We start from the raw sequence: 24,510 nt of genomic DNA on the forward strand, positions 1-24,510 counted from the left end.
CGCTTCAGGCCTGGACCGTGAGTTCGGGCTTGGCCACCAGTCCGAAGCTGCGCAGCACCCCAAGCAGTTCATGGTGTCCGAAGGCCTGGCAGCCGGATGCGAAGCCGACCCGCTTCGGCGGCTGCTGCAGCAGCGAGTAGGCGGCGTGGGCCTGCAGCAGGCCGGTCTGCTTGTAGTTGCAGTTGCCGAAGATGACGCAATGCGCGCGGCCCAGAGGCCCGGTGGCGTGCACCGAGTCGACCGACTTGTTCAGGCGCGGGTTCTCGCGCGGGGGCATGCTGTTCATCACGCCGGCGGCGGTCTGCGCCAGTGCCGCGTAGCGCTCGTCCGGCTTCATGCCTTCGGTGGCTTTCAGCGCGGCCGCGACGATCTGCGGCACGCCCAGCATCAACGGCTTGTTGAACACGCCGCCCAGCACCTTGACGTTGGCCACCCGCGGGTCCTTGCGGAACCACACCGGATGCGAGGTGCCGCCCCAGGGCAGCGCCAGCGCCATTTCGTGCTGGCCGGGAATGGCCAGGCTGTAGAGGCCGGCGTCGGGCTGCCACTCGACCATCTTGTTCTGGTGCAGGAAGAAGGCCTTCGACGTCGCGGCATTGACCAGGATGGTCTGCGTCGACGCGATCGTCGGGCTGCCGCCCCAGAACACCGCGATGTCCAGGGTGTCCAGGCCCGGTGTCTCCAGGCAGAGCTGCGCCGCGATTTCGCCGGTGGTGTACATCTGCGCCAGCCCGGGCGACAGCAGCAGCCCGGCCTGCGCGAACTTGGCGCCGAACTCTTCCTCGAGCGTGATCAGCCAGTCCTGCTCGCCGGTGGTGTCGGTGTAGTGGCACTTGGCGGCCAGGCAGGCCTTCACCACTTCGGGGCCGAAGCGGGCGAACGGGCCGACGGTGTTCAGCACCACCGAGGCGCCGGTGAAGAGCTTGGTCAGCGCCTCGGTGGTGTGCGCCACCTCGACGACTTCATGGTCCGCGGTCTCGATGCCGGCCACGTTGGCCTTCATGGCCGCGTCCAGCTTCTCGGCGCTGCGGCCGGCCGCGATGAAGGGCACGCCGTACTCGCGCAGGTATTCGCAGATCAGCCGGCCGGTGTAGCCGCTGGCGCCGTAGACGATGACGGGCTTCTTGTTGCTGCTCATGGTGTGGGTTCCCCGGGTCTGTTGGATGGGTTCAGAGAAGGGACGAGCTCACGCCGCCGTCCAGCACGAAGGGGCTGCCGTTCGAGAAGCTCGCTCGCTCCGAGGCCAGGAAGACGGCCAGGTTGGCCACCTCCTGCGGCGTGCCGTAGCGCCCCTGGCGCTGGGCGATGACCGCGTCGAAGTCCGGGATCCCGAGCATCTGCTCGAACTCCTTCTTGCGCGGCTTGACCATGTCGGTCTCGATGAAGGCCGGCAGGATCGCGTTGACCCGGATGTTGTGCGCACGCAGCTCGGTGGCGGCGGTCTGGGTGAGCGACACGACGCCGGCCTTGGCCGCCGCATAGCTGCCGATCAGCGGGCAAGCCGCCTTCGCCGTGACCGAGGCCATCGTGACGATGGCGCCGCCGCCCGCCGCGATCAGCGCCGGCGCTGCATAGCGGATGCAGAGGAACACGCCGTCGAGGTTGACCGATGTCACCTCGCGCCATTGCTCGTAGCTCGTGGCGACCAGCGGCGAGAGCATGGCGACGCCGGCGTTGGCGACCATGATGTCGAGCCGGCCGTGTTGCCGGGTGGCCGCGGCGACCAGCGCCTCGACCTGCGCCGGCACCCGCACGTCGCAGGCCACCGCGCTGGCGCCCCGCAGCGATGCCGCGACCTTCCGCGCCGCCTCGGCGTCGATGTCCGACACGATGACCTTGGCGCCCTCCGCGGCGTAGGCGCGCGCGATGGCCTCGCCGAGCCCGCGCCCGGCGCCGGTGACGATCGCGACCTTGTCTTGAAGCAGCAACTTGCTCATAGCAATCCGGCAGACAGGCCGCCGTCCAGGATGTAGTGGGAGCCGGTGGTCCAGCTGGCGGCGTCGGAGGCGAGGAAGGCGGTCATCTCGGCCACTTCGAGCGGCGTGCCGAGCCGCAGCTGCTTGGCCGCGACCAGCGCGCTGAACGGCACGCCGACGATGGCTTCGACGGTGGGGATCAGCCGGTCGACCATCGCCGTCCCGACGAAGCCCGGGCACACCGCGTTGACCCGGATGCCGGTCGGCTTCAGTTCGGCCGCGGCGGTGCGCGTGAGCTGGATCACCGCCGACTTCGACGCCGCATAGGAGCCGAACAGCGGCACGCCGTTGGTGCCCGCCAGCGACGAGATGTTGACCACCGAGCCCTTGCCCGACGCGACCAACGGCCCCAGCGCGCTCTTCATGCCGAGGAAGACGCCCATCACGTTGATGTTCATGAGCCGGCCGACTTCTTCCTCGGTCTGCTCGAACAGCGGCTTGACGATCTCGATGCCGGCATTGTTGACCAGCGTGTCGAGGCCGCCGAAAGCGGCGGTGGCGGCTTCGACGGCGCGGGCCCAGTCGGCCGCCTTCGTGACGTCGCACCGCACCGACCGGGCCATCGGCCCGAGTTCGTCGGCGGCTTTGGCGGCACCCGCCTCGTCGATGTCGGCGAGCATCACCTGCGCGCCGCGTTCGACGAAGAGCCCGGCGATGGCGCGCCCGAGCCCCTGCGCCGCCCCTGAGATGAGGGCCTTTCGGCCCTGCAGTTCGATCATGCGTTTGTCTCCTGGGTTCAAAAGTCCGGCCCGCCGGCCGCGCTCGTGCGGCGCGGCGTCTGGGGCTGGCGCTATTCGAAACCTCGGAGCGCGGCCTGCCGCCCACCTAAAGGTTGGTTTTTCGTGCTGCGGCGCAGCACTCGCGCGTCAGGGCGTGCTCAGGGTCAGGCCGGCGCCGGGCCGCCCCAAGGCGGCCTGCGRCCCCCTCGGGGGGCAGCGACCCACACGCAGTGGGGGAGCGTGGGGGCGATTCAGGCCGGCGCCGGGCCGCCCCAAGGCGGCCTGCGGCCCCCTCGGGGGGCAGCGACCCACACGCAGTGGGGGAGCGTGGGGGCCTTCAAGCCTTCCAGGCGCCGACGTGGGCGGCGCCGGCTTCGTCGACCAGCGCCGGGCCGATGCATTCGATCGGATGCGGCGAGGCCCGGAACACGTCGCGGCAGGACAGCTCGGCATCGCGCTGGTCGCCGCGCTCGCCGCGAAAAACGCGCAGCCGCTCGGCGTCGATGCCGAACACCACGCGGCCGATGTTGGCCCAGAAGATCGCGCCCGCGCACATCACGCAGGGCTCGCCCGACGAATAGATCGTGGCCCCGGCCAGCTCTTCGCGCGACAGCTTGCGCTCGCCGAGCATGCGCACCGCGTTGACCTCGGCATGGCCCGTGACGTCGCCGGTCTCGGCGGTGTTGCAGTAGGCCTCGGCCAGCACTTCGCCGGCGGCCGAGACCACCACCGCGCCGAAGGGCCGGTTGCCGCGCCGGCGGCCGGCGTGCGACCAGACGATGGCCTTGCGCAGGTAGCGGCCGTCGCGCTCGTCGAGCTGCCGCTCGGCCGGAAAGTTATCTGAAAGAAGTGAGCTCATGCCTGAATGCTACGTTCATTGCGCGCCGGCAGCATCGAGCTGTTGAAGATGGCGTCGGCCGACGGCCTGGTCTTGAGCCCGAACACCTCCGCCACTTCGTCGACCTGCTGCTCGAGCAGCAGCTTGCGGATGTCGCCGAGGCCGTGGCCGCGCGTGTCCGGCGCGCCGACGTACTGTGCCGTGATGGCCCAGCGATCGAGCTCGATCTTCGGGTCGAGGATCGGCTCGCGCTGTCGCATCGCCGCGATGCTGGGCACCGGCTGGGCGAAGGTCTCGACGATCGCGCGGTTGGTGGCCCGCAGGAAGGCCGCCACCGCCTTCGGGTTCTGGGCGATCAGGTTGCTGCTGGCGAGGATCGCATTGCCGTACAGGTTGACGCCGGCGTCCGCGTACTTGAGCACCGAGAGCTCATCGGCCTTCATGCGCGCGAACAGCGAGACTGCGGAGTCGTGGAAGTAGGTGGCGGCATCGACGTCGCCGCGCACCATCACGTTGTCGCGGGCGCTGAAGTCGGTGGTCTGCCACTGGAAGGCGTCGGGCTTCATGCCCTGCTTGCGCGCCACCATCGGCCAGGCGCGGCGCGTCGATTCGACCGCCGCGGCGGCGACCTTCTTGCCCTGAAGGCTCCTGAAGTCGCCGCTGATGCCGCGGTCCTTGCGCCCGATGATCACGAACGGTGCGCGGTTGTAGTACTGGTAGACCGCCTGCACCATCGGGGTGCCCGGGTTCTGCGCATTGAATTCGACCAGCGAGCTGATGTCGCCGAGCCCGAGCTGGTAGACGCCGCTCGCGATCCGGGTGATGGAGGCTACCGAGCCGGCCCCGGTGTCGATCGTGACGTCGAGTCCTTCGTCCTTGTAGTAGCCCTTGCTCTCGGCCAGGAAGAAGGGCGCGGTCTGGCCGTTGATGCGGAAGTCGAGGGTGAACTTGAGCGGCGTCGGCTTGCCGACCTGCGCGAGGACGGCAGGGGCGGCGAGGGCAGCGGCGCAGGCGGCGCCCGAGGTAAGGAAGTGGCGGCGTTGCATGAAGTGATCTCCGGATTTCGTGGGTCTTGAACACCCCGCCGGGCCGGCGAGGCACTTCAAGAGCAATTTCCGGGCGGCGCACGGTGGGTGCGTGCGCTGCTGAACGCTTCTACTCTTGGTCGCAGACATGCAGGACGCATGCCAGCGCCGCGGGCCCGCAATTTGCATGAGAATCGGCGCAGAGTAGAAGCGTTCAGCTTTGGTGCGCAAGCGCCCATGGCGGGAAATTGCTCTTTCAAGTTGGTCCTTACGCAACCGAAGGAGTCTCTTCATGCTCGTCACGCAGCAACCCGTTTTCCGCAAGTTCTGGCATGCCGTCATGCCCCTGGCCGATCTGCAGCAGGGCCCGAAGCCCTTCACGCTGCTCGGCGAGAACATCGTCCTGTTCCTCGATGCCGACGGCCAGCCGGCCGCCTTGCGCGACCGCTGCTGCCACCGCACCGCGAAGCTGTCCAAGGGCTGGTGCGTCGATGGCGAAGGCAAGGCCTGCGGGCAGGGCGCGATCCAGTGCGGCTACCACGGCTGGACCTACGACCGCAGCGGCCAGGTGATCCGCATCCCCCAGTACGAGGCCGACCGCAAGATCTCGCCCGAGTACAAGACCACCGCCTACCACTGCAGCGCGCGCTACGGCTATGCCTGGGTCGCGCTCGAGGAGCCGATCGCGGAGATCCCGGCGATCCCGGAGTTCGACGATCCCGGCTTTCGCACCATCCACCAGTTCTATGAAGAGTGGCAGACCAGCCCGATGCGCGCGCTCGAGAACTCCTTCGACAACTCGCACTTCAGCTTCGTGCACCGGGCGACCTTCGGCGTCGCCGCGAGTCCGAAGCCGAGCAAGTACGAATTGGTCGAGAACGAATCGGGCTTCTACGCCGAGACCGTGATCCAGGCGGTCAACCCGGTCAAGTTCCATGCGATCAGCGGCGTGACCGACCCGATCACGACCCGCCACATGCGCAACGCCTACTTCCTGCCGTTCTCGCGCCGGCTCGACATCGAGTACCCCTCGGGCATCCGCCACATCATCATCAACTGCTTCACGCCGATCGACGACGGTCGCATGCAGCTGTGCCAATGGCTGTTCCGCAACGACACCGAGGCCGACTGCGCGGCGCAGATGCTGATCGACTTCGACGAGGAGATCACGCGCGAGGACAAGGACATCCTCGAGTCGACCGACCCCGATGCGCTGGTCGACACGCGCCGGCGCGGCGTCGAGTATTCGATGGAGTCGGACCGCCCGGGCATGCTGATCCGCAAGCACCTGATGCAGCTGCTGGCGAAACACGGCGAGGTCGAGGTGCATCGCGGCATGCGCGTCGTGCCGCTGCAGCAAGCCGCCTGAAGCGGCGCTACCATGGCGCTCCAATCGAAGGAGTGCCGATGGTCACGCGTGGATTCACAGGACGACGTCCGACCGCTGCCTTTGCCCGCCGCCTGCCGCCCGGCCAGTTCGAGACCGACGACTTTCCGGTGCTGGCCAAGGGGCCGACGCCGGAGATCGATCTCGCGGCCTGGCGCTTCACGCTGAGCCAGGGTCCGCGTCCGCTCGCGAGCTGGAACTGGGCCGAGTTCGCAGCGCTGCCGCGCACGCAGTGGCAGGGCGACATCCACTGCGTCACGACCTGGTCCAAGTTCGACACCCGGTGGGAGGGCGTGAGCATCGACGATTTGCTGGCCGCCGCGGGCGTCGCGCCGCCCAGTGCTTTCTTGCTGGCGCTCTCGCACGACGACTACGACACCAACGTGCCGGTGGCCGACCTGGTCGGCGGGCGCGCGATGGTGGCGACCCATTTCGACGGCCAGCCGCTGACGGCCGAGCACGGCGGGCCGGCCCGGCTGCTGGTGCCGCACCTGTACTTCTGGAAGAGCGCCAAGTGGCTCAAGGGCCTGCGCTTCACGGCGCGCGACGAGGCCGGCTTCTGGGAGCTGCGCGGCTACCACATGTACGGCGATCCGTGGAAGCAGCAGCGCTACTCGGACGATCCGTGAGCGCGCAGGGGCCCACGCGCTGGCAGGAGGCAGTGATCGAGCGCATCGCGCCGCTGACGCCGCGCATCGTCAGCGTGGTGCTGAAGGCGGACCTGGCGCGGCATGTGGCGGGTCAGCATCTCGATGTGCGCCTGACCGCGCCCGACGGCTACGCGGCCCAGCGCAGCTATTCGATCGCCTCGGCGCCCGGACGGCCGTTCGAGCTCATCATCGAGAAGCTCGACGATGGCGAGGTCTCGCCGTATTTCCACGACATCGCCCAAGCCGGCGACGCCATCGAGGTGCGCGGTCCGCTGGGCGGCCATTTCATCTGGCGCGCCGGGGACGGCGGGCCCGTGCTGCTGGTGGCGGGCGGCTCGGGCATCGCGCCGCTGATGGCGATGGTGCGCGACTGGGCGCGCACTGCGGCCGCCCTGCCATTGATGCTGGTCTGTTCGGCTCGCACCTGGGACGAACTGCCCTTCGGCGAAGAGCTGGAGCGACTCGAAGCGAGCCGCGCTGATTTCCGCTTCGTCGCCGCGATCACGCGCAGTCCCGGCCACCGCCCCTCCGATCGGACGCAGCGGCTCGATGCACCCGCGCTGAGGGAACTGATCGCGCGTTGGGGCCATGTGCCGCGCCACGTCTTCGTGTGCGGCTCGAACCGCTTCGTCGAGGGCGTGACCCGGGGGCTGGCCGATGCCGCGCTCGCAGCGGGCATGATCCGCACCGAGCGCTATGGTGGCGCTGAATGAATTTCAATCAGGAGCAATTCGAATGACCCTCACGGTCCGGCGCGACGGCGTCACAGGCACCCGCCACATCCTCAAGATCCGCGCCCACGAGATCCCGGTCGACGCCTCGCCCGACGGCGGCGGCGCCGATGCCGGCCCGTCGCCGCACGACCTCTACGATGCCTCGCTGGCGGCCTGCAAGGCCTTGACCGTGCTGATCTATGCGCGGCGCAAGGGCATGCCGATCGAGGAGATCGAGGTCGCGGTCGACCGCGACGACAGCGAGGAGCGCCACGGCGTCTATCGCCTCGACAGCACGCTGCGGGTCACGGGTGAACTGACCGAGGCGCAACGCGCCGAACTGCTGCGGGTGGCGGGCAAGTGCCCGGTGCACCGCCTGATGACCGAGGTCAAGACCGAGATCGAGACCCGGCTGGTGTGAACGGGCCTAACCCACCACCACTTCGCTGATCTGCATCACCGGCTGGATGTCGGTGTAGTTGGCGATGTCCGCCAGGATCTCCTTCGCATGCGGCCCGAAGGCGGCCTGGAAAGACTCCACCGAGTCGGCGAAGACATGGCACATGCCGACGTAGGTGGGCGGCTGGCCGGGCGCACCGCCGGCCAGCCCCTTGTCGATCGTGTAGGACTTGCAGGCGTCGCCCATCCGGTTCGCGAGCAGCGGCATGTGCTTGTCGCGGTAGTAGGCGTGGTCGAACCGGGCGCCGGGGGAGAAGGGATACATCACGCTGACCTTGATCATGGGTTCGTCTCTCCTGAAAAAGAACCCGCAAGGTTACGGGATTTCACTCCCCCTGCGAACCCCGATGCGCCCAGCCCGTCGTGTGCTTCTCGACCGCGCTGAACAGTTCGTACATGCCCATCGCCATCGCGCCCACCACCATCAGGCCGGCGAAGGCCAGGCCCATCTGCATCGACGAGCCGGCCGAAATCAGCAGGTAGCCGATGCCTTCGTTGGCGGCGGTCATCTCCGACACCGTGGTGCCGACGAAGGCCAGCGTGATCGCCACCTTGAGCGAGGCGAAGAAGTAGGGCATCGAGCGCGGAAAGCCGATCTTCATGAGCACGTCCCAGCGCTTGGCGCCCAGCACCCGCAGCACGTCCTCGAGTTCGGGCTCCAAGGTCGCCAGGCCGGTCGCGATGTTGACCATGATCGGGAAGAAGCTGATCAGGAAGGCCGTGAGGATCGCCGGTCCGACGCCGATGCCGAACCAGACCACCAGGATCGGCACGAAGGCCGCCTTCGGCAGTGCGTTGAAGGCGGTCATCAGCGGGTACATCGCCGCGTAGGCCAGCCGCGAACTGCCGATCACGAAGCCCAGCAGCACGCCCACCACGATCGCCAGGCCGAAGCCCGCCATCGTGACCCAGAAGGTGCGCCAGGCGTGCCCGGCGATGATTTCCTTGAACTCCCAGAACTGGGTCCAGATTCGCCAGGGGCTCGGGAAGATGAACTCCGAGACGCCGAAGCCCGAGCAGATGATCTGCCACAGCACGATGACCGCGACCAGCAGCAGCCAGGGCGACCAGCGTTCGATTTGCTTGTTGTTCTTCATGAATGGCTCATTGCGGGATCGCGGCGGTGGCGATGGCCTGGCTGCGAATGGCGCCGATGTGGCCGCGCAGTTCGTGCACGATGTCGGTGAACTCCTTGGTGTAGGTCAGTTCCAGCTCGCGCGGGCGCGGCAGGTCGATCTCGCGCTTGACTACGAAGCGGCCCGGGCTCTTGCTCATGACGTAGACCGTGTCGGCCAGGAACACCGACTCGCGCAGGTCGTGCGTCACCAGGATCACGTTGAACTGCTGCTCGGTCCAGAGGTCGCGCAGGATGCACCAGAGCTCTTCGCGCGTGAAGGCGTCGAGCGCGCCGAATGGCTCGTCGAGCAGCAGCATCTTGGGCTCGTGGATCAGCGCCCGGCAGATGCTCGCGCGCTGCTGCATGCCGCCCGAGAGCTGCCACGGGAACTTGTCCTCGTAGCCGCCCAGGCCGACCTTCTGCAGCAGCCTGCGGGCCCGCTCGACGTATTCCCTGCGCTTCGCCTTGAAGGTCGAGCGGTAGGGCTCGACGATCTCCAGCGGCAGCAGCACGTTGTCGACCGTGGTGCGCCAGGGCAGCAGCGACGGCGCCTGGAAGGCCATGCCCGAGATCTTCAGCGGCCCCGTCACCGGTTGGCCATCGATCCGGATCTTGCCCATCGAGGGCATCCGAAGCCCGGTCGTGAGCTTCATGAAGGTCGACTTGCCGCAGCCCGAGGGCCCGACGATGGCGATGAACTCGCCGCGCTGGACCTTCAGGTCGATCGCCTCGACCGCGAAGTGGTTGGCCCGCAGCAGTTCCTCGTTGTAGGCGAGCCAGACGTCCTGGAAATCGACGAAGGGCGCGTTGGCGTTCTCCGCCATCACTTGCGGAGAATGTTCAGTTCTGCGGCGGGCGGCAGCAGCGAACCATTCCACACCGCATCGGGGTTCACGCGGGTCTTGGTCCCGAAAGCGTCCGACACCTGCGACGCCATCAGCGACAGCCGGCCGGCGTTGACCTGGCCGAAGCCCTCGGCGCGGGCGTCGGGCGTGTTGACCACTGTGTCGATCGCGAGCTTGAGGCGGCGCGTCTCGAGTTCGCTGTTGACGATGCCGTCGCGCGCCTTGATCGATTCGATCGCGACCGCCGGGTTGGCGATCACGTCCTTGGCGCCCTTGGTGAAGGCCGAGAGGAAGGCCTTGACGGCCGCCGGGTTCTCCTTGATGAGCTTGGGCGAGGCGATGATCGCGTTGCCGTAGAGCTTCACGCCGAAGTCGGGGTAGGGCAGGATCACGATGTCGGCCGCCTTGGCGCCGCGCGCCTCGAGGTTGAGCAGCGACGTGAACGTGAAGCCCGTGATGGCGTCGATGTCGCCGCGCAGCAGCATGGTCTCGCGCAGGGTCGGGTCCATCGCGGTCCAGTTCACCGCGCCGATGTTGTTGGCCTTGGCGAAGATCGGGAAGGCGCGGCGGCCGGCATCGAACACCGGGGCGCCGAGCTTCTTGCCCGTCAGGTCGGTGGGCTTCGCGATGCCGCTCTTCTTGAGCGCCATGACCGAGGCCGGCGTGTTGTTGTAGACCATCATCACCGCCACCGGCTTGTTCGGGCTGTCGGGGTTGTTGGCGTGGAACTCCATCAGCGCCGCGAGGTCGGCGAAGCCCATGTCGTAGGCGCCCGAGGCCACCCGCGTGACCGCGCCGCCCGAGCCGTTGCCGGCGTCGACCGTGACATCGAGCCCGCTGGCCTTGAAGTAGCCCTTGGCGGCCGGGTGCGTGAAGAAGGCCCCGGGTCCCTCGAAGCGCCAGTCCAGCTGGAACTTGATCGGCGTCGTCTGCGCATGCGCAGTGCCCAGCCCGAAGCTGAGGGCGGAGGCGGCGAGGAAGGTCTGGAGCAGATGGCGCTTGTTCATTCAGGAATTCCATGAAAGGGTGGATGCACGGGATTCAAGCAAAAACGGTGCCGGCACGCACTTGGTGCGAACCCTCTCGATGTCTCCATGCGGGTGCATGCGGTAACTGCGGGTTTCCACCCGCCAGAGGAGAACGCACGAAAAAACGCCCCGCCGCGTGCACCGCGGCGGGGCGTCCAAATTGGTGCGGAGATCAGCGCGTCGAGTTGGCGTCGGCCACCGCCAGCGCGGTCATGTTGACCACCCGGCGCACCGTCGACGACGGCGTCAGGATATGGGCCGAGCCCTGCGCGCCCATCAGGATCGGGCCGACGGTCACGCCGTTGCCGCCAGTCATCTTGAGCACGTTGAACAGGATGTTCGCGGCGTCGAGGTTCGGGCAGATCAGCAGGTTGGCCTCGCCCGTGAGCTGGGTCTCGGGCAGCGCCTTACGCCGCACGTCTTCGGACAGGGCGGCGTCGCCGTGCATCTCGCCGTCGCATTCGATGTCGGGCGCCATCTTGGCGAACAGGTCGCGGGCCAGTCGCATCTTGCGCGCCGAGGCGCGTTCCGAAGAGCCGAAGTTGGAATGCGACAGGAACGCGACCTTGGGCGGCAGGCCGAAGCGGCGCACCTCGTCGGCGGCCATCATGGCGATGTTGGCCAGGGTCTCTGCGCTCGGGTCTTCATGGACGTTGGTGTCGGCGATGAAGAGGGTGTACTTCTCGAGCGTGAGCGCATTGAGCGTCGCGAAGCCCGGCGCGCCGCGCTTCAGGCCCAGCACCTGGTTCAGGATCTTCAGGTGGCTGTCGAAGCGCCCCACCAGGCCGCACAGCATCGCGTCGGCGTCGCCCAGGTGCAGCATCAGCGAGGCGATGGTGGTGTTGGAGCGCCGCACCATGGCCTTCGAGGCCTCGGGCGTGATGCCGCGCCGGCCCATGATCTGGTGGTAGGTCTCCCAATAGGTGCGAAAGCGCGGATCGTCCTCGGGGTCGACGCACTCGACCTCCTTGCCCAGGGTGATGTGCAGGCCGGCCTTCTTGATGCGGGCCTCGATGACCGCCGGGCGCCCGATCAGGATCGGCTTGGCCAGCCCCTCGTCGACCGCCAGCTGGGCGGCGCGCAGCACGCGGTCGTCCTCGCCTTCGGCGTAGGCCACGCGCTTGTGGCTCGCCACCTTGGCGGCACTGAACACCGGCCGCATGAACATGCCGGTCTGGTAGACGAAGCGGGTCAGGTGCTGGCGGTAGGTGTCGAGGTCTTCGATGGGCCGCGTCGCCACGCCCGAGGCCTGCGCCGCCTTGGCGACCGCGGGCGCGATGCGCAGGATCAGCCGCGAGTCGAAGGGCTTGGGGATGATGTAGTCGGGCCCGAACGCGAGTTCCTGGCCGGCGTAGGCGGTGGCCACTTCCTCGCTGATGTCGGCCTTGGTGAGATCGGCGATCTCGCGCACGCAGGCTAGCTTCATTTCCTCGGTGATCTTGCTGGCGCCGCAATCGAGCGCGCCGCGGAAGATGTAGGGGAAGCACAGCACGTTGTTGACCTGGTTCGGGTAGTCCGAGCGGCCGGTGGCGATGATGCAGTCGGGGCGCACGGCCTTGGCCAGTTCAGGCCGGATCTCGGGCTCGGGGTTGGCCAGCGCCAGGATGATCGGCTGGCTGCCCATGCTCTTGACCATGTCCTGGTCGACCACGCCGGGCGCCGAGCAGCCGAGGAAGACGTCGGCGTTCTTCATGACGTCGGCCAGGGTGCGGTCGCCGGTGTCCTTCTGGGCGTAGCGTGTCTTGGAGTCGTCGAAGCCGCCGGGCCGGCCGATGTAGATCAGGCCCTTGGAGTCGACCGCGAAGATGTTGGCCGGCTTGGCGCCCAGGCCGACCATGACGTCGAGGCAGGCGATGGCGGCGGCGCCGGCACCCGAGACGGCGATCTTGACGTCCTCGATCTTCTTGCCGACGAGTTCCAGGCCGTTGAGCAGCGCGGCCGCCGAGATGATCGCGGTGCCGTGCTGGTCGTCGTGGAACACCGGGATGTTCATGCGCTCGCGCAGCTTCTTCTCGATGTAGAAGCACTCGGGTGCCTTGATGTCCTCGAGGTTGATGCCGCCCAGCGTCGGCTCGAGCGCCGCGATGATCTCGACCAGCTTGTCGGGGTCGTTCTCGGCCAGTTCGATGTCGAAGACATCGATGCCGGCGAACTTCTTGAACAGGCAGCCCTTGCCCTCCATCACCGGCTTGCTGGCCAGCGGGCCGATGTTGCCCAGGCCGAGCACGGCGGTGCCGTTGGTGACCACGCCCACCAGGTTGCCGCGCGAGGTGTACTCCGCCGCCAGCGAGGGGTCGGCCTCGATGTCCAGACAAGGATAGGCCACGCCGGGCGAATAGGCCAACGACAGGTCGCGCTGGTTCAGCAGCGGCTTGGTCGGCGAGATCGATATCTTGCCCTTGACGGGCGATCGGTGATATTCCCGCGCGGCATCTCGCAATGCTTCTTCGGCGGGGGAGAGGGTGTTTGCCATCGGTGTCTCCTTGCTGTCTTGGCTCAGGGTAGAGGCTACCCCAAAGTTCGCTCTCGGAGGTGGTTTGGTGGGTGGGTTCGGGAAAGCGTGGGGGGTGTGATGGGGGCGTCGCTGGGGGAGGCCGCTGGCCGGGCTCGGGGGTGTTCAAAGAGCTGCGACGTCTCCAGCGCCGATGCAACCCCCGCGTCTCAGCGGTGGTGGGCGGTATGCGCCGGGTCGGCCGTTGAGGCACCGCCGAGCAGCGGAGTGGCAGGCGGATCAGGGCCGCGCGTGTTTGAGCGCAACGCAGTGGAGCGAGTTTGCGCGGACCCCGCCTGTCGCGAGCAGCGCAGGGCAGCCGCGAAGCGGCCGGTGACGTCGGCCGGCCCGGCGCATACCGCCCACCACCGCCGCCCCTGTCCGTCAACCAGCGTCAGGCGCCACAGGATGCTGCGCCATCGCCTCCAGCGCCCGCACCAGTGCCGAGTGGTCCTCCTGCCCGTACCCCAGCGCAGAGCATGCGTTCATCAACTGCGCCGCACTCGCAGTCTGCGGCAGCGCCACCCCCAGCGCACGCGCCCCTTGCAGCGCCAGGTTCAGATCCTTCTGGTGCAAGGCGATGCGGAACCCCGCTGCGAAGGTGCGCTTGATCATGCGCTCGCCGTGCACCTCGAGGATGCGCGACGACGCGAAGCCGCCCATCAATGCCTGCCGCACCTTCGCCGGATCGGCGCCGGCCTTGGAGGCGAACACCAGCGCCTCGCCAACCGCCGCGATGTTGAGCGCCACGATGATCTGGTTGGCCACCTTGCAGACCTGCCCGTCGCCGACGTTGCCGACCAGCGTGATGTTCTTGCCCATCTTTTCGAGCAAGGGCCGCACGCGCCCGAACGTGCCTTCGTCGCCGCCGCACATGATCGTGAGGCTTGCTGCCTTCGCGCCCACCTCGCCGCCAGAGACCGGCGCATCGACGTAGCCGCAGCCCAGACCGATGATCCGCTGCGCGAAGTCCTTGGTCGCGATCGGATCGATCGAGCTGCAATCGACCACCACCTTGCCCTTGGACAAGCCTGCGGCCACGCCGCCTTCGCCGAACAGCACCTTCTCGACGTCCGGCGTGTCCGGCACCATGATGAAGACGATGTCCGCCTGCCGCGCCACCTCGGTGGCCGACGCGCAGACCTTGGCCCGCGAAGCGAACGGCTGCGGCACATCGCCGCGCGTGTTCACGAAGAGCGCATGGCCGGCGTCGAGCAGGTGGCCCGCCATCGGCGCACCCATGATGCCGAGGCCGATGAAGCCGATTTTTTGTGCGTTCGTTTGCGTCATGTCGCGAGATGTCCTTGTCTTCGGTCTTTGGTTATTGGGTCAGCGCCGTGCGCCATCCGAGGCCGTCGAGCGTCGTGCCGCGCGGCTTGTATTCGCAGCCGATCCACCCGGCATAGCCCAGCGAATCGATGTGCCTGAAGAGCCACGGGTAGTTGATCTCGCCCGTGCCCGGTTCGCCGCGCCCCGGGTTGTCGGCCAGCTGGATGTGGCCGATCCGGGCGATGTTCCGGGCCAGCGTGTTGCCGAGTTCGCCCTCCATGCGCTGCGCGTGGTAGATGTCGTACTGCACCCGCAGGTTGGGCGAGCCGACCTCGTCGATCAGTGCCAGCGCCTGGTCGGTGCGGTTCAGGTAGAAGCCCGGGATGTCGAAGGTGTTGATCGGCTCGATCAGCAGCCGGATGCCGGCGCCCAGCAACTCCTTCGATGCGAAGCGCAGGTTGTCGACCACCACCTTGCGCGCATCCGCATGCGTCACCCCTTCGGGCAGCTTGCCGAGCAGGCAGTTGACCTGCGGGCAGCCGAGTGCCGTGGCGTAGTCGATCGCGCGCGCCACGCCTTCGCGGAACTCGCCCACGCGGTCCGGATGGCAGCCGATGCCGCGCTCGCCCGCATCCCAGTTGCCGGCCGGCAGGTTGTGCAGCACCTGCGCCAGGCCGTTGTCGCGCAGGGCGGCGGCCAGCTCCTTCTTTTCGTAGGCGTAGGGGAACAGGTATTCGACGGCCTTGAAGCCGGCCTTGGCGGCGGCCTCGAAGCGCTGCATGAAGGGCAGCTCGGTGAACAGCATCGTGAGGTTGGCTGCGAACTTGGGCATGTGTTTGTCTCCTCTTTAGTCAGTTGAGGACAGAGCAAAAACTGCTGCGCAGTTTGTTGGTCTGTCCCGCAAGGTCTCAATCAAGCATCGCGGCCGCGATCGCCGTCGGTGCGTCCTCGGCGCTCTCGGCCAGCGCCTCGAATTCGTTGATGGCATCGATCTCGGTGCCCATCGCGATGTTGGTCACGCGCTCGAGCATCACCTCGATCACCACCGGCACGCCGAACTCGGCCATCAGCTGCTCGGCGCGCTGGATCGCCGGCGTCATCTCTTCCTGCTTGTAGACCCGGATCGCCTTGCAGCCCAGGCCCTCGACCACCTTCATGTGGTCGACGCCATAGCTTCGCTCGACGCCGGCATCCTCGGCCGCGTTGATGTTGTCGAAGCCGAGCTGCACGCAGTAGTCCATCTCGAAGCCGCGCTGCGACTGGCGGATCAGCCCGAGGTAGGAGTTGTTGACCACGATGTGGATGTAGGGCAGCTTGAACTGCGCGCCCACGGCCAGCTCCTCGATCATGAACTGGAAGTCGTAGTCGCCCGAGAGCGCGACGATCTTGCGGGTCGGGTCGGCCGCGCGAACGCCCAGCGCCGCCGGAATGGTCCAGCCCAGCGGGCCGGCCTGGCCGCAATTGATCCAGTGGCGCGGGTTGTACACGTGCAGGAACTGCGCCGCCGCAATCTGCGACAGGCCGATGGTGCTCACATAGCAGGTGTCGTGGCTGAAGTTGTTGTTCATGCACTGGTACACGCGCTGCGGCTTCATCGGCACGTCGGCGAAGTTGGTCTTGCGCAGCATCGTCTTCTTGCGTCCGCGGCACTCGCCGGCCCATTCGCCGCGGTCGGGCAGCTGGCCCTTCGCCTTCATCTCCTCGGCCACCTGCACGAAGAGTTCGAGCGCCGCCCTGGCGTCCGACACGATGCCGAAGTCGGGCGTGAAGACGCGGCCGATCTGGGTCGGCTCGATGTCGACGTGCACGAAGGTGCGGCCCTTGGTGTAGACCTCGACCGAGCCGGTATGGCGGTTGGCCCAGCGGTTGCCGATGCCGAGCACGAAGTCCGACGCCAGCATGGTCGCGTTGCCGTAGCGGTGGCTGGTCTGCAGGCCGCACATGCCGGCCATCAGCGGATGGTCATCGGGGATCGCGCCCCAGGCCATCAGGGTCGGGATCACCGGCACGCCGGTGGCTTCGGCGAAGCGAACCAGCAGGTCGCTGGCGTCGGCGTTGATGACGCCGCCGCCGGCGACGATCAAGGGCCGTTCGGCGGCATTCAGCATCGCCAGCGCCTTCTCGACCTGGGCCCGCGTGGCGGCCGGCTTGTAGGGTGTAAGCGGCTCGTAGCTGTCGATGTCGAACTCGATCTGCGCCATCTGGACGTCGAAGGGCAGGTCGATCAACACCGGGCCGGGGCGGCCCGAGCGCATCAGGTGGAAGGCCTGCTGGAACACCTGCGGCACCTGGCCCGGCTCGCGCACCGTGACCGACCACTTGGTGACCGGCTTGGAGATCGACTCGATGTCGACCGCCTGGAAATCTTCCTTGTAGAGCCGGGCGCGCGGCGCCTGGCCGGTGATGCACAGGATCGGGATCGAATCGGCCCAGGCCGAGTAGAGGCCCGTGATCATGTCGGTGCCGGCCGGCCCCGAGGTGCCGATGCACACGCCGATGTTGCCGGCCACCGCGCGGGTGTAGCCCTCGGCCATGTGCGAGGCGCCCTCGACGTGGCGCGCGAGGATGTGGGCGATGCTGCCCTGCTTGCGCAAGGCGGAATACAGCGGATTGATGGCGGCGCCGGGAACGCCGAAGGCCTGGGTCACGCCTTCCTTTTCCATCACGAGCACGGCGGCCTGGGCCGCGGTCATCTTTGCCATGCGAGTCTCCTTGGGTTGGACTCGACTGTAGGAATTCGGGCCGGTTTGCAGAAGACGGCCCGCGGCCATAAAGCCTATTCCTGGATGGAATAACTGGCTACCATCCGGGGATGGACCGATTGCTGGCGATGGAGATGTTCGTGCGCGTGGTGGAGACCGGCAGCTTCTCCAAGGCGGCGCGCGAGTTCAACACCACCCAGCCCACCGTCACCAAGCAGGTCGCGGCCACCGAGGCCCGTCTCGGGGCCCGGCTCCTGAACCGCAACACCCGCGGCGTCAGCCTCACCGAAGCGGGCGCGCTCTATTACGAGAAGTGCAAGTCGATCGTGCGCGAGGCCGAGGAGGCCGAGAGCATCGTCAAGCTGCGCCAGTCGCAGGCGCAGGGCCTGCTGCGGATCGGCACCTCGACCGCCTTCGGTCGCCGGGTGGTGGTGCCGCTGGCGCTCGAATTCATGGCCCGGCACCCGCAGGTGCAGGTCGACCTGAGCTTCGAGGATCGCTATGTCGACCTGGTGGCGCAGGGCATCGACGTGGCGATCCGCATGGGCAAGCTGGCCGATTCCTCGCTGGGCGCGCGTTTCCTCGGCATGAATCCATGGGTGATGGTGGCGGCGCCGGCCTATCTCCGGGCCCACGGAACGCCGAAGAAGGCCCAGGACCTGAGCGCCCACGTGGCGCTGATCTACAGCAGCGTGGTGGGCGACGACGTCTGGCACCTGCACACGCCCAAGGGCGAGCCGGTCACGGTGCCGGTGTCGGGCCGAATGCGCTCGAACAACGTGTCGGCCGTGCTGGCCGCCGCGCGGGCCGGCCTCGGCATCGCGCTGATGCCGCGCTACGTGGCGAGCGATTCGCTGGCGTCGGGCCAGGTGAGCGAAGTGCTGGCCGACCATGGGCTGGCCGAGCAGGAGATCCACGCCGTGTTCCCCTCGCCCAAGCTGGTGCCGGGCAAGGTGTCGAGCTTCGTCGCCTTCCTGCAGGGCCGCTTCGGCGAGCAGTGGTGGCTCAATGCGCCTGCGACGCCACCGGAAGATCGGGCAGCACGTTGAGGATCCGCAGCGTCTGCTGCACCACGGCGCTGAACACCGGCGCCGCCACCAGGCCGCCGAAGTACTTGCCGGCGCTCGGCTCGTCGATCATCACCGCGACGATGATGCGCGGCTTGTCGATCGGCGACATGCCGGTGTACCAGGCGCGGTACTTGTTGCTCGCATAGCCCTTGCCGACCTGCTTGTGGGCGGTGCCGGTCTTGCCGCCGACCGAATAGCCTTCGGTCTGCGCCAGCGGCGCGGTGCCGCCGGGCGCGGCCGCCATGTGCATCATCTTGCGGACCTGGGCCGCGACCAGCTCCGAGAACACCGGCACGCCGACCGGTGGCTCATGGGTCTTGAGCATGGTGATCGGGATCACCTTGCCGCCGTTGGCGAACGCGGTGTAGGCATGGGCGATCTGGAACAGCGAGGCCGACAGGCCGTAGCCGTACGACATCGTGGCCTGCTCGATCGGGCGCCAGGACTTCCAGGGCCGCAGCCGGCCGGTCACGGCGCCCGGGAACTGGGTCTGCGGCTTCTGCCCGAAGCCGAGCGAGGTGTAGGAATCCCACATCTCCTTGGGCGTCATGCGCTGCGAGATCTTGGTGGCGCCCACGTTGCTCGACTTCTGGATCACTGTCTCGGTGGTCAGGACGCCGAAGTTCTCGTCGTCGTGGATGGTGGCGCCGGCCACCGTGATGCGGCCCGGATTGGTGTCGATCACGGTCTGCGGCGTGATCCGGCCCAGCTGCAGCGCGGTCGCCACGGTGATCGGCTTCATCGTCGAGCCGGGTTCGAAGACGTCGGTCATGGCCCGGTTGCGCAGCTGCTCGCCGGTCATCTTGCGGCGGTCGTTGGGGTCGAAGCTCGGGTAGTTGGCCATCGCCAGCAGCTCGCCGGTGGCGGCATCGACCACCACCGCGCTGCCGGCCCTGGCCTTGTTGGCGACCACGGCGTCGCGCAGGGTCTCGTAGGCCACGGCCTGCACCCGGTCGTCCAGGCTCAGCTGGACATCGTGGCCGTCGACCGGCGGCACCTGCTCGCCCAGGTCCTCGACGACCGCGCCGAGCCGGTTCTTGATCACCCGGCGCGAGCCGGCCTTGCCCGACAGTTCCTTGTCGAAGGCCAGCTCGATGCCCTCCTGGCCGACGTCCTCGACGTTGGTGAAGCCGGCCACGTGCGCCGCCGCCTCGCCCTCGGGGTACTGGCGCTTGTACTCGCGGCGCTGGTAGATGCCCTTGATGTCGAGCGCCGCGATCTGCTTGGCGACGCCGTCGTCGACCTGGCGCTTGAGCCAGACGAAGCTCTTGTCCTCGCCGAGCTTGCGCGAGACCTCGGCCACCGGCATGCCGAGCAGTTCGGCGAGCTTCCGGAGCCTCGGCGCCAGCGCCGGGTCGTCCTGGTCGACGTCTTCCGGAATCGCCCAGATGCTGGGCGCCGGCACGTCGGAGGCCAGGATCAGTCCATTGCGGTCGAGGATGTGGCCGCGGCTGGCCGGCAGCTCGAGCGTGCGGGCGTAGCGCGCCTCGCCCTGGTGCTGGAAGAAGTCGTTGTCGATCACCTGCACGTCGATCGCGCGGCCGGCCAGCACGACGAAGCCCAGCGCGATGCCGGCAACGATGAACTTGCTGCGCCAGGCCGGCGTCTTGCTCGCCAGCAAGGGGCTGGTGGCGTAGCGCAGGCTGGGCCCGCTGCGATTCATGGTTCGGGTTCCCTGTCAGGACAATGGGGGCGGCGCGTTGTCGTCGGCTTCGTTCGAGGAGGCGAACAGATCCCAGGCCGCCATGAAGAGCGCCGCGATCACCGGGCCGATCACGAAGCCGTTGATGCCGAACAGCGCGATCCCGCCGATGGTCGACATCAGCACCACGTAGTCGGGCATCTGGGTGTCCTTGCCGACCAGCAGGGGCCGCAGGATGTTGTCGACCAGGCCGATCACGAAGACACCGACGAAGATCAGGCCGAGGCCTTTGCCGATGGCGCCGACGGCCAGGAAGTAGATCGCCACCGGACCCCAGATCAGCGCCGCGCCGACCGCCGGCAGCAGCGACAGGAAGGCCATCAGCGCCCCCCAGAGCAGCGAGCCCTGCAGCCCCATCAGCGAGAAGGTCACGCCGCCGATGATCCCCTGCGCCGCCGCCACCGCGACGTTGCCCTTGATGGTGGCGCGGATCACGGTGGTGAACTTGTTCAGCAGGTAGTGGGTGTGCGGCTTGGCCAGCGGCAGCGAGGCGCGGATCGTCTTCGACAGCTCGGCGCCGTCGCGCAGCAGGAAGAACAGCAGGTACAGCATGATGCCGAAGCTGATGAGGAATTCGAAAGTGTTCTGGCCGATCGCCACGGCGTGGGTGGCGATCGCCTGGCTGCCCCGGGCGGCCGCCTGCGAGACCTGCTTGATCAGGCCTTCAACGTTGCCGAGGCCGAAGCGGTCGAGCAGGCTCAGCGCCCATTTCGGGATCGCGTTGACCACCTGCTGGAAGTAGCTGGAGAAGCTGATGTCGCCGGAGCGGATCTTCTGCGACAGCAGCGACACTTCCTCGACCAGCGACAGGCTGACCGCGACCAGGGGGATGATCACCACCACCATCGCCATCAGCAGCGTCGTGATGGCGGCCAGGTTGCGCCGGCCGCCCATCTTCTTGAGCAGCCGCCGGTAGATCGGAGTGAACAGGATCGCGAGGGCGAGGCCCCACATCACGGCACCGAAGAAGGGGAAGAGGATCCATCCGAAGGCGATCGTGACGACCGCCAGCAGGAAGAGAAAGGTGCCGCGCTGCAGCGCTGGTGAATTCATAGCCGGATCGACTTTAGCCGAAACCGCCTTCGTTTCAGGGTCGACGCGTGTCAGCGGATGCCGCGAGGCAGTGCGACCGGCGCCAGCGTGCTGCGCAGGCGTTCGTCGGCGTCGGGCTGCGGCGGGGCCTCGACCTGCAGCGCCTGCTCGACGTTGCCGATGTGGTCGAGCATCAGCTGCCGGGCGTGGGGCGTGTCGCCGGCTTCCAGCGCGGCCACGATCGCGGCGTGCTCGGCGCAGGACTCGACCGCTTCGTGCCGCGACTGGAAGAGGGTGGCCGCCAGGGTGGTGCGTGCGGTCAGGTCGCGCAGCACGTCGCACAGCAGGCGGTGGCCCATCTGGTCGGCCAGGCAGACGTGGAAGTCAGCCAGCAGAAAGGCGCGGGTGGCGGCGTCGGCGCCGGCGATGGCGCGCTGCTCGTCGGCGATGTGCTCGCGCAGCTTGCGGATCACCTTGGCGAGCGGCCGGCCGGCTTCGGCCAGGATGCCGGCTTCGACGATGCGGCGGGCGGCGAAGGCGTCGCGTGCCTCGTCGGCCGAGGGTTCGACCACGTACCAGCCGCGCCGCGACTGGACCTCGACAAAGCCGCGCGCCTGCAATTGCATCAGCGCCTCGCGCACCATGGTCCGGCTGACGCCGAAGTTCTCGGCCAGGGCCTGCTCGCCGAGCCGCTCCCCGGGTGCCAGCTTTTGCGCCAGGATGGCTTCGACCACGCGCTCGGCGATGTGGGTGGGCGTGACGTCGGTCATCGGCGGGTCAATGGGTGGCCGGGATGGCGGCCGGCGAGCCCGGATCGGCCAAGGGCTCGTCTTCGGGCGAGTGCGTGCCGTTGAGCACCGCATGGGCCCGTTCGCGGTCGATGTCGCCCTCCCAGGCGGCGATCGCCACGGTGGCCACGCAGTTGCCGATCAGGTTGCCGAGCGCGCGGGCGATGCCCATGAACCAGTCGACCGACAGCACCAGCACCAGCCCGATGGCGGGGATCGCGGGGATCGCGTGCAAGGTGGCGGCCAGCACCACGATGGCCGAGCCCGGCACGCCGTGCGCGCCCTTGGAGGTGACCAGCGCGATCGCGAGGATGGTCAGCAGGTCGGCCATCGAGATCGGCGTATTGGTGGCCTGGGCGATGAACACCGCGGCCAGCGTGATGTAGATCGAGAAGGCGTCGAGGTTGAACGAGTAGCCGGTCGGAATCACCAGGCCCACGGTCGAGTCGCGGATGCCCATGTGGCGCAGCTTGGCCATGATCTGCGGCAGCACGCTGTCGGAGGAGGTGGTGGCGAAGACGATGGTGAGCTCTTCGCGCAGGTAGCGCAGCAGCTTGACAAGGCTGAAGCCCGACAGGCGCATCACCAGCCCGAGCACCACGAAGACGAAGAACAGCACCGCGACATAGAACAGCGCCACCAGCATGCCCAGCTGCTTGAGCGAGCCGACGCCGTACTGCCCGACGGTGAACGCGATGGCGCCCAGCACGCCCAGCGGCGCCAGCTTGATGATGATGCCCATGATCTTGAACAGCACCAGCGAGAGCGCATCGACCACCTGCGCCACCGGGCGGCCGCGTTCGCCGAGCAAGGTCAGCGCGCAGCCGAACAGCACCGCGAACAGCAGCACCTGCAGCACGTCGCCGGTTGCGAAGGCGTTGACCACCGTGGTCGGGATCAGCTTCATCAGGAATTCGACCGTGCCGCCGCTGGTGAGTTTGTCGGCGGTCGAGGCATAGGCGCTCATGGCCGCCGGGTCGAGCTTGGACGGGTCGACGTTCATGCCGACGCCGGGCTTGAAGACGAAGGCCAGCACCAGCCCGAGCGCCAGGGCGACGGTGGTCAGCACCTCGAAGTAGACCAGCGCCTTGACCCCGACGCGGCCGACGCGCCGGAGGTCGCCGGCGCCCGAGATGCCGTGCACCACGACGCAGAACACCAGCACCGGGATGATCATCTTGATCAGCTTGATGAAGCCGTCGCCCAGAGGCTTGAGCTTGACGGCGAAGTCCGGGAAGAACAGGCCCGCCACGACGCCGAGCACCAGCGCGATGACCACCTGACCGAAAAGAGATTTGGCGAAACGTGGCATGAAGATTCCCCATGAAGGTTTGCATGCAAGCTGCACGTTGTCTTGCATACAAGCAATGTAGGCAAGATTCGAAGGGGAGTGTTTGAGGGTATTCCCGGGGCCTGCAGGCAGCAATGCCTCCGTGCGAGCATCCCGACGCCGACTTCAGGGCGCTCTTTTCGCCCGTTATGGATTCAGAAACCAGCCTGGCTCACGTCAACTGCCACCGCAGCACCGGTTTTGGCCCGATTCATGACCACCAGGGAATTGAACAACTTCACGTTGCCGGCCTTGAAGAACAGTTCGCGCGTGAGGGCCACGTATTGATCCATCGAGCGGACGAGGAAGACAAGGATGAAGTCCCATTCGCCAGCCACGTAGTAGCACTGCTGTACTTGCGGGCAAGCGACGAATCGCCGCTGCATCTCGTCGAGCAGGTCGACGCGTTCATTCTCGACCTTCACCTCAACCACGACGGTGATGTCATAGCCGAGTGCCTTGGGGCTCAGGCAAGCCGAGTACCGCTCGATCACTCCCTGGGCGCTCAACAGCTTGAGGCGGCGGTTGACCGCTGCGGTCGAGAGGTTTACCAGCTCTCCCAACTCGCTTTGGGAAATTCGCCCGTTGTCCTGAAGCGCGGCCAACAGCAGGAGGTCGTACTTGTCGAGTTTTGCGCTCATGCAGCCACCATTTGCATCTTCGAGCAGCAGTTGAAGTTGAATATTTTTCAACGTCTATGCGGGATTTTCGAACAAATTCGCAGACGCGGTGAATACTATTTCGTAGACGACGTAGACGACGTAGACGACGTAGACGACGTAGACGACGTAGACGACGTAGACGACGTAGACGACGTAGACGACGTAGACGACGTAGACGACGTAGACGACGTAGACGACGTAGGCGACGTAGGCGGCCCCAAGGCCGCGACCCCTTTCAACGTTCTTTGGCTTTGTACCCGGGCGACGCCTGCCCCCAACATCACCATCACCATGCTGACCTCCAACCCCCTCGCTGTCCGCGCCCCCTATCCCTCTGCCCTGCGCGCCATCATGAACATCGAATGTGCGGACGAGAGCAGGCGCTGGCTCGCAAGCTGGGACGGGCTCAACGCCGGCGCGACGCCCTTGTACGAACTTTCCGACCTCGCTGCGAGGGCCGGCGTCGCCACGTTGCACGTCAAGGATGAGTCGGTGCGCTCGCCTTTGGGCAGCTTCAAGGCGCTGGGAGCACCCATTGCGCTTGTTCGGCAGGTACTGCTGTCGGCGCCGGTTGAACTTTGACCCACCCTGCCGGTTGAACTTTGACCCGGGGATGGGAGCCGGCATCGTGGTTGCCGACTGTGGATAACTGTAGCTGTTTCCTCCTTTCTTGCTTTGCTTGATGTTCGGTCTTTGAGGGCGCGGAG

General features: G+C 67.3%; 23 protein-coding genes and 1 pseudogene. 6 read left to right on the top strand and 18 right to left on the bottom strand.

The features are described 5' to 3' along the window. Positions 1–4: 4 nt before the first annotated feature. From AC1DF3_RS07560 to AC1DF3_RS07580, 5 genes are all read right to left on the bottom strand, one after another. Entirely contained in the window at positions 5–1,138 is a 1,134-nt protein-coding gene (locus AC1DF3_RS07560; protein ID WP_478139262.1) for a DUF5938 domain-containing protein, read from the bottom strand. Between the two features lie 31 nt (positions 1,139–1,169). Further along, positions 1,170–1,937: an SDR family NAD(P)-dependent oxidoreductase gene (locus AC1DF3_RS07565; protein ID WP_478139263.1), complete on the bottom strand. Its 768-nt coding sequence runs from the start codon at positions 1,935–1,937 to the stop codon at positions 1,170–1,172. Then, the gene (locus AC1DF3_RS07570; protein WP_286536720.1) at positions 1,934–2,695 is read right to left on the bottom strand and encodes an SDR family NAD(P)-dependent oxidoreductase; all 762 of its coding nucleotides are present in this window, start codon (positions 2,693–2,695) and stop codon (positions 1,934–1,936) included. The genes AC1DF3_RS07565 and AC1DF3_RS07570 overlap by 4 nt, the downstream gene beginning before the upstream one ends. Before the next feature lie 337 nt (positions 2,696–3,032). Then, a complete protein-coding gene (locus AC1DF3_RS07575; RefSeq protein ID WP_286536719.1) occupies positions 3,033–3,554 on the bottom strand; it encodes a nucleoside deaminase in 522 nt (173 codons plus the stop codon). Beyond that, the gene (locus tag AC1DF3_RS07580; RefSeq protein ID WP_478139264.1) at positions 3,551–4,579 is read right to left on the bottom strand and encodes an ABC transporter substrate-binding protein; all 1,029 of its coding nucleotides are present in this window, start codon (positions 4,577–4,579) and stop codon (positions 3,551–3,553) included. The genes AC1DF3_RS07575 and AC1DF3_RS07580 overlap by 4 nt, the downstream gene beginning before the upstream one ends. Before the next feature lie 271 nt (positions 4,580–4,850). Between AC1DF3_RS07580 and AC1DF3_RS07585 the strand changes: the two genes are divergently transcribed. The 4 genes from AC1DF3_RS07585 to AC1DF3_RS07600 are packed head-to-tail and all read left to right on the top strand — an operon-like array spanning position 4,851 to position 7,729. After that, entirely contained in the window at positions 4,851–5,927 is a 1,077-nt protein-coding gene (locus tag AC1DF3_RS07585; protein ID WP_286536717.1) for an aromatic ring-hydroxylating dioxygenase subunit alpha, read from the top strand. 38 nt (positions 5,928–5,965) lie between these two features. Beyond that, the gene (locus tag AC1DF3_RS07590) at positions 5,966–6,574 is read left to right on the top strand and encodes a sulfite oxidase-like oxidoreductase (protein WP_286536716.1); all 609 of its coding nucleotides are present in this window, start codon (positions 5,966–5,968) and stop codon (positions 6,572–6,574) included. Further along, complete coding sequence (locus AC1DF3_RS07595; protein WP_286536715.1) at positions 6,571–7,308, top strand: FAD-binding oxidoreductase; 738 nt, start codon at positions 6,571–6,573, stop codon at positions 7,306–7,308. Before AC1DF3_RS07590 ends, AC1DF3_RS07595 begins: the two co-directional genes overlap by 4 nt. A 22-nt stretch (positions 7,309–7,330) precedes the next feature. After that, the gene (locus tag AC1DF3_RS07600) at positions 7,331–7,729 is read left to right on the top strand and encodes an OsmC family protein (protein ID WP_286536714.1); all 399 of its coding nucleotides are present in this window, start codon (positions 7,331–7,333) and stop codon (positions 7,727–7,729) included. Between the two features lie 6 nt (positions 7,730–7,735). Here AC1DF3_RS07600 and AC1DF3_RS07605 read toward each other — a convergent pair whose 3' ends face one another. From AC1DF3_RS07605 to gcl, 8 genes are all read right to left on the bottom strand, one after another. Beyond that, positions 7,736–8,050 (bottom strand): EthD family reductase, encoded by a 315-nt coding sequence (locus tag AC1DF3_RS07605; protein ID WP_286369268.1) that lies wholly within the window; start codon positions 8,048–8,050, stop codon positions 7,736–7,738. Between the two features lie 43 nt (positions 8,051–8,093). Continuing rightward, on the bottom strand, positions 8,094–8,864 hold the full coding sequence (locus tag AC1DF3_RS07610) for an ABC transporter permease (RefSeq protein ID WP_286369269.1): 771 nt from the start codon (positions 8,862–8,864) through the stop codon (positions 8,094–8,096). Between the two features lie 7 nt (positions 8,865–8,871). Then, entirely contained in the window at positions 8,872–9,708 is an 837-nt protein-coding gene (locus AC1DF3_RS07615) for an ABC transporter ATP-binding protein (RefSeq protein WP_286536713.1), read from the bottom strand. Continuing rightward, positions 9,708–10,736 (bottom strand): ABC transporter substrate-binding protein, encoded by a 1,029-nt coding sequence (locus tag AC1DF3_RS07620; protein ID WP_286536712.1) that lies wholly within the window; start codon positions 10,734–10,736, stop codon positions 9,708–9,710. The genes AC1DF3_RS07615 and AC1DF3_RS07620 overlap by 1 nt, the downstream gene beginning before the upstream one ends. Positions 10,737–10,929: 193 nt before the next feature. Beyond that, positions 10,930–13,230, bottom strand: a complete 2,301-nt coding sequence (locus AC1DF3_RS07625) for an NADP-dependent malic enzyme (protein WP_286536711.1) — start codon at positions 13,228–13,230, stop codon at positions 10,930–10,932. 402 nt (positions 13,231–13,632) lie between these two features. After that, positions 13,633–14,538 (bottom strand): 2-hydroxy-3-oxopropionate reductase, encoded by a 906-nt coding sequence (locus tag AC1DF3_RS07630; RefSeq protein WP_478139265.1) that lies wholly within the window; start codon positions 14,536–14,538, stop codon positions 13,633–13,635. Between the two features lie 31 nt (positions 14,539–14,569). Beyond that, a complete protein-coding gene (gene hyi, locus AC1DF3_RS07635; protein WP_286523232.1) occupies positions 14,570–15,349 on the bottom strand; it encodes a hydroxypyruvate isomerase in 780 nt (259 codons plus the stop codon). 76 nt (positions 15,350–15,425) lie between these two features. Beyond that, a complete protein-coding gene (gene gcl, locus AC1DF3_RS07640) occupies positions 15,426–17,219 on the bottom strand; it encodes a glyoxylate carboligase (RefSeq protein WP_478139266.1) in 1,794 nt (597 codons plus the stop codon). Between the two features lie 110 nt (positions 17,220–17,329). Between gcl and AC1DF3_RS07645 the strand changes: the two genes are divergently transcribed. Further along, on the top strand, positions 17,330–18,268 hold the full coding sequence (locus tag AC1DF3_RS07645; protein ID WP_478139267.1) for a LysR family transcriptional regulator: 939 nt from the start codon (positions 17,330–17,332) through the stop codon (positions 18,266–18,268). Here the strand turns inward: AC1DF3_RS07645 and AC1DF3_RS07650 are convergent. The 5 genes from AC1DF3_RS07650 to AC1DF3_RS07670 all read right to left on the bottom strand — a co-directional run bounded on the left by AC1DF3_RS07650 (position 18,225) and on the right by AC1DF3_RS07670 (position 23,782). After that, a complete protein-coding gene (locus AC1DF3_RS07650) occupies positions 18,225–19,952 on the bottom strand; it encodes a peptidoglycan D,D-transpeptidase FtsI family protein (protein ID WP_286536707.1) in 1,728 nt (575 codons plus the stop codon). The two genes, AC1DF3_RS07645 and AC1DF3_RS07650, sit on opposite strands and share 44 nt — an antisense overlap. A gap of 15 nt (positions 19,953–19,967) precedes the next feature. Continuing rightward, entirely contained in the window at positions 19,968–21,044 is a 1,077-nt protein-coding gene (locus AC1DF3_RS07655; RefSeq protein ID WP_286536706.1) for an AI-2E family transporter, read from the bottom strand. Positions 21,045–21,094: 50 nt separating this feature from the next. Continuing rightward, positions 21,095–21,793: a GntR family transcriptional regulator gene (locus tag AC1DF3_RS07660; RefSeq protein WP_286536705.1), complete on the bottom strand. Its 699-nt coding sequence runs from the start codon at positions 21,791–21,793 to the stop codon at positions 21,095–21,097. Between the two features lie 7 nt (positions 21,794–21,800). Further along, complete coding sequence (locus tag AC1DF3_RS07665) at positions 21,801–23,123, bottom strand: C4-dicarboxylate transporter DctA (protein ID WP_286523220.1); 1,323 nt, start codon at positions 23,121–23,123, stop codon at positions 21,801–21,803. Positions 23,124–23,296: 173 nt separating this feature from the next. After that, entirely contained in the window at positions 23,297–23,782 is a 486-nt protein-coding gene (locus tag AC1DF3_RS07670) for an Lrp/AsnC family transcriptional regulator (RefSeq protein WP_478139268.1), read from the bottom strand. 312 nt (positions 23,783–24,094) lie between these two features. On the opposite strand from AC1DF3_RS07670, the pseudogene AC1DF3_RS07675 reads away from it, so the two are divergent. Continuing rightward, a pseudogene (locus tag AC1DF3_RS07675) lies at positions 24,095–24,361 on the top strand (diaminopropionate ammonia-lyase); the annotation flags it as partial. Between the last annotated feature and the right edge of the window lie 149 nt (positions 24,362–24,510).

Source organism: Variovorax sp. 10N432 (assembly GCF_056394465.1).

Bases quoted from the DNA above. Each gene is read 5' to 3' on its own strand.
- AC1DF3_RS07620 (WP_286536712.1), bottom strand. From the start codon at position 10,736: ATGAACAAGCGCCATCTGCTCCAGACCTTCCTCGCCGCCTCCGCCCTC.
- hyi (WP_286523232.1), bottom strand. From the start codon at position 15,349: ATGCCCAAGTTCGCAGCCAACCTCACGATGCTGTTCACCGAGCTGCCC.
- AC1DF3_RS07670 (WP_478139268.1), bottom strand. From the start codon at position 23,782: ATGAGCGCAAAACTCGACAAGTACGACCTCCTGCTGTTGGCCGCGCTT.
- AC1DF3_RS07605 (WP_286369268.1), bottom strand. From the start codon at position 8,050: ATGATCAAGGTCAGCGTGATGTATCCCTTCTCCCCCGGCGCCCGGTTC.
- AC1DF3_RS07560 (WP_478139262.1), bottom strand. From the start codon at position 1,138: ATGAGCAGCAACAAGAAGCCCGTCATCGTCTACGGCGCCAGCGGCTAC.
- AC1DF3_RS07615 (WP_286536713.1), bottom strand. From the start codon at position 9,708: ATGGCGGAGAACGCCAACGCGCCCTTCGTCGATTTCCAGGACGTCTGG.
- AC1DF3_RS07655 (WP_286536706.1), bottom strand. From the start codon at position 21,044: ATGAATTCACCAGCGCTGCAGCGCGGCACCTTTCTCTTCCTGCTGGCG.
- AC1DF3_RS07565 (WP_478139263.1), bottom strand. From the start codon at position 1,937: ATGAGCAAGTTGCTGCTTCAAGACAAGGTCGCGATCGTCACCGGCGCC.
- AC1DF3_RS07590 (WP_286536716.1), top strand. From the start codon at position 5,966: ATGGTCACGCGTGGATTCACAGGACGACGTCCGACCGCTGCCTTTGCC.
- AC1DF3_RS07650 (WP_286536707.1), bottom strand. From the start codon at position 19,952: ATGAATCGCAGCGGGCCCAGCCTGCGCTACGCCACCAGCCCCTTGCTG.
- gcl (WP_478139266.1), bottom strand. From the start codon at position 17,219: ATGGCAAAGATGACCGCGGCCCAGGCCGCCGTGCTCGTGATGGAAAAG.
- AC1DF3_RS07600 (WP_286536714.1), top strand. From the start codon at position 7,331: ATGACCCTCACGGTCCGGCGCGACGGCGTCACAGGCACCCGCCACATC.
- AC1DF3_RS07585 (WP_286536717.1), top strand. From the start codon at position 4,851: ATGCTCGTCACGCAGCAACCCGTTTTCCGCAAGTTCTGGCATGCCGTC.
- AC1DF3_RS07580 (WP_478139264.1), bottom strand. From the start codon at position 4,579: ATGCAACGCCGCCACTTCCTTACCTCGGGCGCCGCCTGCGCCGCTGCC.
- AC1DF3_RS07610 (WP_286369269.1), bottom strand. From the start codon at position 8,864: ATGAAGAACAACAAGCAAATCGAACGCTGGTCGCCCTGGCTGCTGCTG.
- AC1DF3_RS07625 (WP_286536711.1), bottom strand. From the start codon at position 13,230: ATGGCAAACACCCTCTCCCCCGCCGAAGAAGCATTGCGAGATGCCGCG.
- AC1DF3_RS07570 (WP_286536720.1), bottom strand. From the start codon at position 2,695: ATGATCGAACTGCAGGGCCGAAAGGCCCTCATCTCAGGGGCGGCGCAG.
- AC1DF3_RS07665 (WP_286523220.1), bottom strand. From the start codon at position 23,123: ATGCCACGTTTCGCCAAATCTCTTTTCGGTCAGGTGGTCATCGCGCTG.
- AC1DF3_RS07630 (WP_478139265.1), bottom strand. From the start codon at position 14,538: ATGACGCAAACGAACGCACAAAAAATCGGCTTCATCGGCCTCGGCATC.
- AC1DF3_RS07575 (WP_286536719.1), bottom strand. From the start codon at position 3,554: ATGAGCTCACTTCTTTCAGATAACTTTCCGGCCGAGCGGCAGCTCGAC.
- AC1DF3_RS07660 (WP_286536705.1), bottom strand. From the start codon at position 21,793: ATGACCGACGTCACGCCCACCCACATCGCCGAGCGCGTGGTCGAAGCC.
- AC1DF3_RS07645 (WP_478139267.1), top strand. From the start codon at position 17,330: ATGGACCGATTGCTGGCGATGGAGATGTTCGTGCGCGTGGTGGAGACC.